The 12,241-nt window shown below is 70.7% G+C and carries 8 protein-coding genes; 4 read left to right on the plus strand and 4 right to left on the minus strand.

Features of this window, described 5'->3' with window-relative positions; translation table 11 throughout:
• The first annotated feature begins 23 nt into the window (after positions 1-23).
• A complete protein-coding gene (locus tag ACFZB3_RS13955; RefSeq protein WP_391374549.1) occupies positions 24-746 on the plus strand; it encodes an MBL fold metallo-hydrolase in 723 nt (240 codons plus the stop codon).
• 34 nt (positions 747-780) lie between these two features.
• Positions 781-1,596, plus strand: a complete 816-nt coding sequence (locus ACFZB3_RS13960; RefSeq protein WP_391374552.1) for a DUF3097 family protein — start codon at positions 781-783, stop codon at positions 1,594-1,596.
• Here ACFZB3_RS13960 and ACFZB3_RS13965 read toward each other — a convergent pair.
• The 3 genes from ACFZB3_RS13965 to ACFZB3_RS13975 all read right to left on the minus strand — a co-directional run bounded on the left by ACFZB3_RS13965 (position 1,574) and on the right by ACFZB3_RS13975 (position 5,504).
• Positions 1,574-2,164 (minus strand): Uma2 family endonuclease, encoded by a 591-nt coding sequence (locus ACFZB3_RS13965; RefSeq protein ID WP_391374555.1) that lies wholly within the window; start codon positions 2,162-2,164, stop codon positions 1,574-1,576. The genes ACFZB3_RS13960 and ACFZB3_RS13965 overlap by 23 nt on opposite strands.
• A gap of 102 nt (positions 2,165-2,266) precedes the next feature.
• Entirely contained in the window at positions 2,267-3,499 is a 1,233-nt protein-coding gene (gene hemW / locus ACFZB3_RS13970; protein WP_391374556.1) for a radical SAM family heme chaperone HemW, read from the minus strand.
• Positions 3,500-3,539: 40 nt separating this feature from the next.
• Positions 3,540-5,504, minus strand: coding sequence for a SpoIIE family protein phosphatase (locus tag ACFZB3_RS13975; protein WP_391374559.1), 1,965 nt, complete (start codon positions 5,502-5,504; stop codon positions 3,540-3,542).
• A gap of 102 nt (positions 5,505-5,606) precedes the next feature.
• Between ACFZB3_RS13975 and ACFZB3_RS13980 the strand changes: the two genes are divergently transcribed.
• Together ACFZB3_RS13980 and ACFZB3_RS13985 are read left to right on the plus strand one after the other, a co-directional pair.
• Complete coding sequence (locus tag ACFZB3_RS13980; protein WP_391374562.1) at positions 5,607-9,728, plus strand: HAMP domain-containing protein; 4,122 nt, start codon at positions 5,607-5,609, stop codon at positions 9,726-9,728.
• Positions 9,725-10,285, plus strand: coding sequence for a response regulator (locus ACFZB3_RS13985; protein ID WP_391374565.1), 561 nt, complete (start codon positions 9,725-9,727; stop codon positions 10,283-10,285). The genes ACFZB3_RS13980 and ACFZB3_RS13985 overlap by 4 nt, the downstream gene beginning before the upstream one ends.
• 61 nt (positions 10,286-10,346) lie before the next feature.
• On the opposite strand, the gene ACFZB3_RS13990 is transcribed toward ACFZB3_RS13985, so the two are convergent.
• The gene (locus ACFZB3_RS13990) at positions 10,347-12,221 is read right to left on the minus strand and encodes an AMP-binding protein (protein WP_391374568.1); all 1,875 of its coding nucleotides are present in this window, start codon (positions 12,219-12,221) and stop codon (positions 10,347-10,349) included.
• Between the last annotated feature and the right edge of the window lie 20 nt (positions 12,222-12,241).

A 12,241-nucleotide genomic window follows, 5' to 3' on the forward strand; every position in this document is an offset into this window, starting at 1 on the left:
CGTTCTACGGCTAGCGTCGCGGCATGACGGTGACTTGGGAAGAGCTGGGCTGGGAGCGGGTGGCCGAAGGGGTCGGCCGGTGCCGGCTGCCGGGCTGGGACTGCACGGCGGGTCTGGTCCTGGGCGCGGGCTCGGCCCTGATGGTGGACGCCGGGTCGAGCCTGGCGGAGGGCGCACGGTTGCGCGTGGAGGCGCAGGCGCTGGCCGGCCGCCGTGTGACCCATCTCGCGCTCACCCATCCCCACTTCGACCACGTCTTCGGCGCGGCCGCCTTCGCGGGCGCGGACCTGTACGCGGCGGTGGGCACCGAGGCCGTCTTCGCGTACGACCACGAGGCGCTCCGCCTGGACGCGGTCCGCAACGGTCTCCCCGCCCCCGAGGCCGAGGAGGCGGCCGACGCCCTCCCTCTCCCCCGTCATCTGGTCTCCGGCGAGTGGACCCTCGACCTCGGCGACGGCCGCCAGGCCCTGCTGGCCAACGTGGGCCCCGGCCACACCGCCCACGATCTCGCCGTCCTGGTCCCCGGCGACCCCGAGGTGGTGTTCTGCGGCGACCTGGTGGAGGAGTCCGGTGATCCCCAGGCCGGCCCCGACGCCGTACCGTCCCGCTGGCCCGCGGCCCTGGACCGCCTCCTGTCGCTCGGCGGCGAGCGCGCCCGGTACGTCCCCGGTCACGGAGCGGTGGTCGACGCGGCATTCGTCCGGGCCCAGCGCGACGCCCTGGCGGCCCGTTTCGGCGTGTCGTAGGCGCACCCGTTCGGCTTCTCCTATCGTCATCCGAATGCGCCAGTACTCCGCCGACCTGACCCCGCCGTGGAAGAAGCCGAAGCCGGTGCCCGAGGTGGCCGCCGAGCCCGGTCTGGTGGTGGAGGAGCCCGGTACCGGTTTCTGCGGCGCGGTGATCCGCTGCGAGGCGGGCACGGTCACCCTGGAGGACCGCTTCGGCAAGCACCGGGTCTTCCCGCTGGAGCCGGGCGGCTTCCTCCTGGAGGGCCGGACCGTCACCCTCGTACGCCCCGCCTCGGCCGCCCCGGTACGCCCCTCCCGTACCGCCTCCGGTTCGGTCGCCGTCCCCGGCGCACGCGCGCGTGTCGCCCGCGCGGGCCGCATCTACGTGGAGGGCCGCCACGACGCGGAGCTGGTCGAGAAGGTCTGGGGCGACGACCTGCGCATCGAGGGCGTGGTGGTGGAGTACCTGGAGGGCGTCGACGACCTCCCCGCCATCGTGGCCGAATTCGCCCCCGGCCCGGACGCCCGCCTGGGCGTCCTCGTCGACCACCTGCTGCCCGGCACCAAGGAGTGGCGCATCGCCCGGTCGGTCACCAGCGACCACGCCCTGGTCGTCGGCCATCCGTACATCGACATCTGGGAGGCCGTGAAACCGTCGTCCCTGGGCATCGACTCCTGGCCCCGCGTCCCGCACGGCCAGGACTGGAAGACGGGCGTCTGCCGGGCGCTGGGCTGGCCCTCGGACAACACGGGCGCGGTATGGCAGGCGATCCTGGCTCGGGTGACCTCTTACAAGGACCTGGAGCCGGAACTGCTGGGACGGGTGGAGGAACTGATCGACTTTGTTACGGGTAGCGGTGGGGCCTGACTTTTTCGTAGGCAGCGAATTCGCTGGTGTCGAGTTCGATGCCCAGGGGCTCCAGCGGCGTGAGATCGCCGAACTTCGTGATGCGCTGGCGCCGGTAGTCTGAGTCGTCACCGGGGCCCGTCGGCTCAGTAAGCAGTACGCACTGGGCCATGACCGGGTCAATGATCAAGTAGGCAGGCACCTTAGCCGCCGCGTAGATCGATCGCTTAACGCAGTAGTCGCGCTCCACACTCGTTTTGGAAACGACTTCCACCAACAATGTGATGACTTCTGATGGCATCAGCCTGCCGTGGCCCGGCCCCGAGCCGCGCTCAAGCACCACGAGGTCCGGCTGCGGCTCACTGGTCTGTTCGAGCATGGCGACGTCCTGAGTCTGGAGGCGCCGCCACTGCCGACGGGGGATCTGGTCCACGACCGCTTCCACGATGTCGTTATGGGCCACATCCGGCCCCGCCATCATCACGATTTCCCCCCGAAGGAGCTCAACCTTGAATTCCTCGGGGAACTCAAAGTTCTCGAAGTACCGCATGATGTCGGTGGTCGTCGGTCGGTCATCCACAGCGGTCACTCCGCAGCCCTCCGGTTTCCGCCACCGTCAACTACGGCAGCGGACTACGAACCAGGTTAGGGACCGAACCGGCGTTCCGGGCGGATTCACTCGCCAGAGTGATCAGTCCACCAGATCCCGCACCACCGCATCCGCCAGCAACCGCCCCCGCAGCGTCAGCACAGCCCGCCCTTCGTCGTACGCACCGCTCTCCAGCAGCCCCTCCCCCAACGCGCGCCGCGAGGCCTTCAGGCCCTCCTCCCGCAAGAGCGAGAGCGGCACCCCCTCCCGCAGCCGCAGCTCCAGCAGGATCCGCTCGACCCGCCGGTCCTCGTCCGTCAGGACCTCCCGCCCGGCGCCCGGCGACCGCCCGGACGCCAGCGCCGCCGCGTACGCCCCCGGGTGCTTCACGTTCCACCACCGCACGCCCCCCACGTGCGAGTGCGCCCCCGGTCCGGCGCCCCACCAGTCGGCGCCCCGCCAGTACAGCTCGTTGTGCAGGCAGCGGCCCGCTTCCGAGGTGGCCCAGTTGGACACCTCGTACCAGTCGAAGCCCGCGCCCGCCAGCACCTCGTCGGCGATCAGGTAGCGGTCGGCGTGCACGTCGTCGTCGGTCATCGGGACCTCGCCGCGGCGGATCCGGCGCGCGAGCTGCGTGCCCTCCTCGACGATCAGCGCGTACGCCGACACGTGGTCGGGTCCGGCGCCGATCGCCGCGTCCAGGGAGGCCCGCCAGTCGTCGTCGGACTCGCCCGGGGTGCCGTAGATCAGGTCGAGGTTGACGTGCTCGAAGCCGGCCGCGCGGGCCTCCGCGACGCACGCCTCGGGGCGTCCGGGGGTGTGGGTGCGGTCGAGGACCCGCAGCACGTGCTGCCGTGCGCTCTGCATGCCGAAGGAGATCCGGTTGAAGCCGCCCTCCCGCAGCGCCGCCAGGTAGGCCGGGCCGACGGACTCCGGGTTCGCCTCGGTCGTGACCTCCGCGTCGGCCGCGAGCCCGAACTCGTCGCGGATCGCGCCCAGCATCCGTACCAGGTCGGCGGCGGCCAGCAGCGTCGGCGTACCGCCCCCGACGAACACGGTCCGCACCTCGCGCGGATCGTCGCCGAGGACCTTCCGCGCCAGCCTGACCTCGTCGATCAGGGTGTCCGCGTAGTTGTCGCGGGAGGCCAGCACACCGCCGGTGCCGCGCAGCTCGGTCGCCGTGTAGGTGTTGAAGTCGCAGTAGCCGCAGCGGGTCGCGCAGTAGGGGACGTGCAGGTAGAACCCGAGGGGGCGGGCGGCGGCACCGGCGAGCGCGGACGCGGGGAGCGCGCCGTCGTCGGGGACGGGCTCGCCGTCGGGGAGTGCGGAAGGCATGTCCCCCATTGTCCCGTACCGATTTCTTGTACGGCCTCGGTCACTCCGCCTGCAGGACGAGCAGCGCCAGGTCGTCCTCCGGCTGCCCGCCGCCGAACTCGTGGACGAGCCGTCTGATGCGCTCGGCGATCAGGTCGGCGTTCAGCCCCGCGCAGCCGGCCAGCGCCCGCGCCAGCCCGTCGCCGTCGTCGAACTGGCGGCTGCCGGAGCGCCGCTCGGTGACCCCGTCGGTCACGCACAGCAGGCTGTCGCCGGGCGCGAGCTCGATGGTCTCGCTGGTGTACGTCTCGTCCTCGACGACCCCGAGCAGCGTCTGCGGGCGGGCGGCGGTGCTGACCTCGCCGTCGGGGCCGAGGAGTAGCGGCAGCGGGTGCCCGGCGGAGGCGAGGGTGCAGCGGACGCCGCCGCCGTCGAGGGGCGTGAGCTCGCCGTAGAGGAGGGAGAGGAAACGGGTCTGCGGGCCGTCGCCGGGCGGCAGGGCGCGGCCGCCGGCGGCGACCAGGGCGCGGGCGGCGGCGTCGGCGGCCTCGGTGGCGTCGTCGAGGAGGAGCTGGTTGAGGCGGTCGAGGACGTCGGCGACCCGGTAGCCCTCCCGGGCCAGGAGCCGCAGCCAGGGCCGGGCGAGGCCGATCACGACGGCCGCCTCGGGGCCCTTGCCCTGGACGTCGCCGACGGCGAAGCACCAGCGGCCGTCGCCGGCCGGGAAGAGGTCGTAGAAGTCGCCGCTGGGACCGCCCTTGTCGCAGGGCTCGTAGACGAGCGCGCTGCGCACCCCCGGGATCTCCGCGACCGCGCCGGGCAGCAGCCCGCGCTGCAGGACGGCGCTGATGGTGGCCTGGCGGGCGTACTGGCGGGCCGCGCCGATGGCCAGGGCGACCCGGCGGCCGAAGTCCTCCACGAGGCCGGTGATCTCGTCGGGGATGCCGTCCGGGCCGGAGCGTCCGATGACGAGCGTGCCGAGCGGGCGGCCGCCGGCGATCAGCCGGTAGGCGAGCGCCGAGCCGTGGGTGCCCTGCGGGCCGAGGGCCGCGCCGGGCCAGGGGTACGGCTCGGGCCCGGACCGTAAGCCGCTCTGCGCGCACGGCGGGTCCTTCTGCAGGGCGTGCCGCAGCTCCTCGATGCGGTTCTCGCTGCCGTGCCAGACCCGGGCCAGCCGCGGGCCGCCCGCACCGCCCGCACCGCCGGGCTCGCCCCAGCCGCCGCCGCGTACGGTCGCCTCGTCCTCCAGCCACACCGCGCACCAGTCGGCGAGCCGGGGCACGATCAGCTGGCCGGTGAGCGCGGCCACCAGGTTCTCGTCGAGCTGCCCGGCGAGCAGGTCGGAGGCCTCGGCGAGGAAGGACAGCGCGCCCCGGTTGACCCAGTCCCGGTCGCGCTCGGGGCGGTGGGCGCATCCTCCGCGCTCCCCCGCGCCCGCGCCCGCGTGCGCGTGCTGGGGCGGTTCGGGGGCGAGGATCTCGGCGACCTTCAGCTGCCGCTCGTCGGGGAGCGTTCCGCCGCGGCCGGTCAGCCGCGCCCACACCGACTTTGCGCCGGTGCGGTACGTCACCCCCCAGGACTCGGCGAGCGAGGCGACCAGGCGCAGCCCGCGCCCGAACTCCGGTGTCTCGTACGGCGTCTCGCCCGGGTGGTCGCGGGGCGCGCGGGAGGGGTGGTGGTCGGTGACCTCGACGACGAACGCCGTCTCCTCCCGATCCTCCAGCCACCAGTCGACCTCCACGTCCGTGCCGGCGTGCACGACGGCGTTGGTGACGAGTTCGCTGACGACGACCATGGCGTCCTCGGCGACCCGCTGCTGCTCCGGGCGGAGGAGGCCGCACTCGGTCCACTCGTCGAAGGAGGCGCGCACCAGGGCGCGGGCGGAACCGGGCGCGAGGGGGCTTCCGGGCAGGGTCGCGCGCCCCTGCGCACGCGGGCCCGCGGTGTCGTGCGCGGGCGCCGCGTCGTGCGCAGGCGCCTCACGGACCCGGGAGACGGTCTCCCGTTGCGTGGGTATGGCCCCCATGTCCAGCTCCCCGAGCAGTTCGGACGAATACATCCCGATCGATGCGGACAGAGTGACAGACTGACTGCGCCCATAAGCACCGAGTTACCGAAGTGGGCCGCCATGAGTGAGAACAGTGCTACGCGTGTGCTCGAAGACGGACAGAAACCGGAACAACTCCGAGCATCCGCACTGCGCCCACTGCTCGCCGCGATGACCGCCGCCCGCGACGGCGACTTCGCGAAAGTCCCGGAGACCGGGGCCGACGGGGCCACCGGGGAGGGGATCGTCGCCGAACTCACCGCGGTCTTCAACCAGATCATGGACCGCGGCATTCACTTCAACACCGACCTGAGGCGCGTGAAACGGGAACTGGTGCGCCACGGCCGGCTGGACGAACGGCTGTCGGCGAGCCCCGGCCAGGGCGCCTGGACGTCACGCGTCAACGACGTCAACCAGGTCCTCGACGCCCTCGTCGCACCGGCGGCGAACGCCACGCGCGTGCTGGACGCGGTGGCCGGCGGCGACCTGACCCAGCGGGTCGATCTGCACGACGGCAGCCGGCAGCTCCGCGGCGATCTGCGCAGACTCGCCCGCGCGGTCAACACGATGGTCGATCAGCTGTCCCTGTTCACCGGCGAGGTGACCCGCGTCGCGCGCGAGGTCGGCACCGAGGGACGGCTCGGCGGCCGGGCCAAGGTGCAGGGCCTGTCGGGCAGCTGGCGGGACGTCACCGAGGCCGTCAACACCATGGCGTCCCGGCTGACCGCGCAGGTCCGCGACATCGCCCTGGTGACGACGGCCGTGGCACGCGGCGACCTGACCCGCACGGTGACCGTCGAGGCGACCGGTGAGCTGCTGGAGCTGAAGCTCACCGTGAACACCATGGTCGACCAGCTCTCCGCGTTCGCCGACGAAGTCACCCGCGTCGCCCGCGAGGTCGGCACGGAGGGCCGGCTGGGCGGCCGCGCCCAGGTACGGGGTGTGTCGGGCGTCTGGAAGGACCTGACGGACAACGTCAACTTCATGGCGTCGAACCTGACCTCCCAGGTCCGCAACATCGCCCAGGTGACGACAGCCGTCGCCGACGGCGACCTCTCGCAGAAGATCATGGTCGACGCGCAGGGCGAGATCCTCGAACTGAAGTCGACGATCAACACGATGGTCGACCAGCTCTCCGCGTTCGCCGACGAAGTCACCCGCGTCGCCCGCGAGGTCGGCACCGAAGGAAACCTCGGCGGCCGGGCGCACGTCAGAGGCGTCTCCGGCGTCTGGAAGGACCTCACCGACAACGTCAACTTCATGGCCGACAACCTGACGTCCCAGGTCCGCAACATCGCCCTCGTCTCCACGGCCGTCGCCCAGGGCGATCTCGGCAAGAAGATCACGGTGGAGGCGAAAGGCGAGATCCTGGAGCTGAAATCGACGATCAACACGATGGTCGACCAGCTCTCCGCGTTCGCCGACGAAGTCACCCGCGTCGCCCGCGAAGTCGGCACCGAAGGAAACCTCGGCGGCCAGGCGCAGGTCAGGGGCGTCTCAGGCGTCTGGAAAGAACTGACGGACAACGTCAACTTCATGGCACTCAACCTGACGTCCCAGGTCCGCAACATCGCCCAGGTGACCACAGCCGTCGCCAACGGCGACCTGTCCAAGAAAATCACCGTCGACGCACGCGGCGAGATCCTCGAACTCAAGGACACCGTCAACACGATGGTGGAACAACTGCGGGCCTTCGCCGACGAGGTGACCCGCGTCGCCCGCGAGGTCGGCACCGACGGCCGGCTGGGCGGCCGCGCCCAGGTGCTCGGCGTCTCCGGGGTCTGGCGGGACCTGACGGACAACGTCAACTACATGGCCGACAACCTGACATCCCAGGTCCGCAACATCGCCCAGGTGGCGACGGCCGTCGCCCAGGGCGACCTGTCGCGGAAGATCGACGTGGACGCGCGCGGCGAGATCCTCGAACTGAAGACCACCATCAACACCATGGTCGACACCCTGTCCTCGTTCTCCTCCGAGGTGACCCGGGTGGCCCGCGAGGTGGGTTCCGACGGCCGGCTGGGCGGCCAGGCACGGGTGGAGGGCGTGTACGGCACCTGGAAACGCCTGACGACCAACGTGAACGAACTCGCCCTGAACCTCACCACCCAGGTCCGCGCGATCGCCGAGGTGGCCTCCGCCGTCGCCCAGGGCGACATGTCCCGCTCGATCACGGTCGAGACCCGCGGCGAGGTCGCCGAACTCAGGGACAACATCAACCTGATGGTGGCCAACCTGCGCGAGACGACCCGCGCGAAGGACTGGCTGGAGTCCAACCTGGCCCGCCTCGCCGCCCTCATGCAGGGTCACCGGGACCTGATGGAGGTCGCCGACCTCATCCTGCGCGAGCTGACCCCGCTGGTGAACGCCCAGTACGGCGCGTTCTTCCTGGCCGACCCGGACGAGGACGGCGCCGCCGTACGCACGGCCGTACCGGCCAAGGGCCTCGCGTTCATCGCCGGCTACGGCTCCGCACAGGGCGCGACGGTCGAGACCGGCGGCCTCCCCGTGCACGGCCTGGTCCGCCAGGCGGCCCGCGAGAAGAAGCGGATCCTCGTCGAGGAGACCCCGCCGGACTACATCAAGATCAACAGTGGTCTCGGCGAGGCCGCGCCCACCACGATCGTCATCATCCCGATCCTCTTCGAGGACAAACTCCTCGGCATCATCGAACTGGCCTCCTTCTCCCGCTTCTCCGACGTCCACCTCGCGTTCTTCGACCAGTTCGTCAACACCATCGGCGTCGCGATCAACACGATCATCGCCAACTCCCGCACGGAGTCCCTGCTCGGCGAGTCGCAACGGCTGGCGATGCAGCTCCAGGAACGTTCGGACGAACTTCAGAAACAACAGGCCGAACTACAGCGCTCGAACGCGGAACTGGAGGAGAAAGCCGCCCTCCTGGCGACCTCTTCCCAGTACAAGTCGGAGTTCCTGGCGAACATGTCCCACGAACTGCGCACTCCGCTGAACTCCTTGCTGATTCTGGCCCGGCTGCTGTCCGACAACCCGGACGGGCGCCTCTCCGACCAGGAGGTCCAGTTCGCGACGACGATCCACCGCTCCGGCTCGGACCTGCTCCAGCTCATCAACGACATCCTTGACCTGTCGAAGATCGAGGCCGGCCGGATGGACGTACGCCCCAAACGCCTCCCCCTGATCAAACTCCTCGACTACGTCCACGCGACCTTCCGCCCGCTGACCCTGGACCGGGGCCTGGCCTTCGAGGTGACCGTCGGCGAGGACGTGCCGCGCGAGATGTACTCCGACGAACAACGCCTCCAGCAGATCCTGCGCAACCTGGTCTCCAACGCGATCAAGTTCACCGCCAAGGGCCGGGTGGAACTGCGGGTGCGCCGGGTGAAGGACCCCGAGCACCACTACGTCCACGACAGCGACGAGGTGATCGCCTTCGAGGTGTCGGACACCGGCATCGGGATCGCCGCCGAGAAACTCCCGGTCATCTTCGAGGCGTTCCAGCAGGCCGACGGCACCACGAACCGCAAGTACGGCGGCACCGGCCTCGGCCTCTCCATCAGCCGGGAGATCGCCGGCCTCCTGGGCGGCCGGATCGTCGCCGAGAGCGAACCGGGCACGGGCTCGACGTTCACGCTGTACGTCCCGGTCGTCAGCCCCGGCCACACGGCGCCCGGGCCGGCCCCGCAGAACCACACCGCGCCGGCCCTCGGCCCGGCACCGGCCGCCGCTCCCGACCCCGACGACTCCTGGCCGGCCCCGACCCGGCTGGAGGCATGGCAGACCGGCCGCGCGGGCCGCGTGCTCCCCGGCCGCCGCGTCCTGATCATCGACGACGACATCCGCAACGTCTTCGCCCTCACCCACGTCCTCGGCCGCGTCGGCATGCCGGTGCTGTACGCGGAGAACGGCCGGGAGGGCATCGAGACCCTCGAACGCAACCCCGACGTCGAACTGGTCCTGATGGACATCATGATGCCGGAGATGGACGGCCACGAGACCATCGCGGCCATCCGCCGCGCCCCCCGATGGACCGGCCTGCCGATCGTCGCCCTCACCGCGAAAGCGATGCCGGGCGACCGGGAGAAGTCCATCGCACGCGGCGCCAACGACTACGTACCCAAGCCGGTCGACGTCGACCGGCTGCTCACCGTCGTCTGCGCACTCCTGGACCCCGACAGCACACAGGACGGCGAGACCGCCGACGACGAACGGACGGGGCAATGACCGCTGACGACCGCGCCGGCATCCTCCTGGTCGACGACATGGAGGACAACCTGATCGCGCTGGAAGCCGTTCTGGGGTCGCTGAACGAGCCGATCGTCCGGGCCCGCTCCGGCGAGGAGGCGATGAAGGCCCTGCTCCGCCGCCGCTTCGCCGTCGTCCTCCTCGACATCCGCATGCCCGGCATGGACGGCTTCGAGACAGCCGCGAACATCAAACGCCTCGACCAGACGAAGGACGTCCCGATCATCTTCCTGACCGGAGCGGACGAGGACGCGGGATACACGTTCCGCGGCTACGCCACCGGCGCGGCGGACTACCTGACGAAACCGTTCGATCCGTGGGTGCTGCGGGCCAAGGTCAACGTGTTCCTGGAACTGCACAGAAAGAACCAGCAGCTGCAGGAACTGCTGGCGCGGGAACAGGCGGACTTCGGCGAGTTGGGCAAGCGGCTCGCCGTGCTGGAGGACCTGTTGTCCGACGAGCCCGTCGATGTGACAACGCTGAGAGAAGAGGCCAGGGAACTACGGCAACTGCTGAACAGAGCCAGGCCGAACTGAGGTGAAGGGGTGGGGGGACTGAGCGACCAGCCCCCACGCACCCGCGCCCGGCGACGAACCCCTACGCTTCGCGCGTCCCCGCGTACATCTCGTCGATGAGGTGCTTGTACTCCCGCTCCACGACCGGCCTCTTCAGCTTCAGGCTCGGCGTGATCTCCCCGTGCTCCACGTCCAGGTCACGCGGCAGCAGCCGGAACTTCTTGATGGTCTGCCACTTCTGCAGCCCCTCGTTGAGCTGCTTGACGTACCCGTCGACCATCTCGACGGTCAACGGCGCGGCCACCACCTCGGCGTAGGACCTGCCGTCCAGGCCGTTCTCCTTGGCCCACTCCAGGATCGCGACCTCGTCGAGGGCGATCAGAGCGGTGCAGAAGTTCCGGTCGGCGCCATGCACGAGGATGTTGGAGACGTAGGGGCAGACCGCCTTGAACTGTCCCTCGACCTCGGCGGGCGCGATGTACTTGCCGCCGGACGTTTTGATGAGGTCCTTCTTGCGGTCGGTGATCCGCAGATAGCCGTCGGGGGACAGCTCGCCGATGTCACCGGTGTGGAACCACCCGTCGGCCTCCAGCACCTCCGCCGTCTTCTCCGGCAGCCCGTGGTAGCCCTGCATGATGCCGGGGCCGCGCAGCAGGATCTCCCCGTCGTCGGCGATCCGCACCTCGCAGCCGGGCAGCGGCTTGCCGACCGTACCGGTGCGGTAGGCCTCGCCGGGGTTCACGAACGACGCGGCCGAGGACTCCGTCAGTCCGTAGCCCTCCAGGATGTGCACGCCGGCACCGGCGAAGAAGTAGCCGATCTCGGGCGCCAGCGCGGCCGACCCGGAGACACAGGCCCGCAGCCGCCCGCCGAAGGCCTCGCGCAGCTTGGAGTAGACGAGCCCGTCGGCGACCTTGTGCTTGGCGGCGAGCCCGAAGGGCGCGGTCGCGGCACCGGTGCGGCGGAAGTTGTCCTGGGTGACCTTGGCGTACTCGCGGGCGACCTCGGCCGCCCACTGGAAGATCTTGTACTTGGCCGCGCCGCCCGCGCGGGCCTTCGCCGCGACGCCGTTGTAGACCTTCTCGAAGATGCGCGGCACGGCGGCCATGTACGTCGGCTGCACGACCGGAAGGTTCTCGATGATCTTGTCGACGCGGCCGTCGACGGCGGTGACGTGACCGACCTCGATCTGCCCGGAGGTGAGCACCTTGCCGAAGACGTGGGCGAGCGGCAGCCACAGGTACTGCACGTCCTCGCTGCCGATCAGGCCGGTCGCGGCGATCGCCTTCGCCATGTACGACCAGTTGTCCTGCGGCAGCCGCACGCCCTTGGGACGGCCGGTGGTGCCGGAGGTGTAGATGAGGGTGGCGAGCTGGTCCTTGGTGATCGCGCCGACCCGCTCCTTGATCAGCTCGGGGTGCTTCTCCAGGTACCTGGCACCGCGCTGCTCCAGTTCGGCGAGGCTGATGACCCAGTCGCCGGTCTCGACGCCGGCCGGGTCGATGACGACGACCTGGACGAGCTCGGGCAGCTCGGCGCGCTTCTCGACGGCCTTGGCGACCTGTGCCGCGTCCTCCGCGATCAGCACCCGGCTCTCGGAGTCGGAGAGGATGAACGCCGACTCCTCGGCGTTGGTCTGCGGGTAGACGGTCGTGGTGGCGGCGCCGGCGCACAGGATGCCGAGGTCGGCGAGGATCCACTCGACGCGGGTGGAGGCGGCGAGCGCGACCCGCTGCTCGGGCTCGATGCCGAGTTCGATGAGACCGGCCGCGATCGCGTAGACCCGCTCGGCCGCCTGCGCCCAGCTGAGCGACTTCCAGTCGTCCGGGCCCTGGCCGGAGGCCGCGGGCACCGGGTAGCGGTAGGCCTCGGCGTCCGGTGTGGCCGCCACGCGATCCAGGAAGAGGGCCGCCACGGACGGCGGTCGGTTCTCGATCAGTGTCTGTGTGTCGGTCACGACATCCTCCGGGGCCCGCG

The organism is Streptomyces sp. NPDC008092 (assembly GCF_042957285.1).
Taxonomy (GTDB): domain Bacteria; phylum Actinomycetota; class Actinomycetes; order Streptomycetales; family Streptomycetaceae; genus Streptomyces.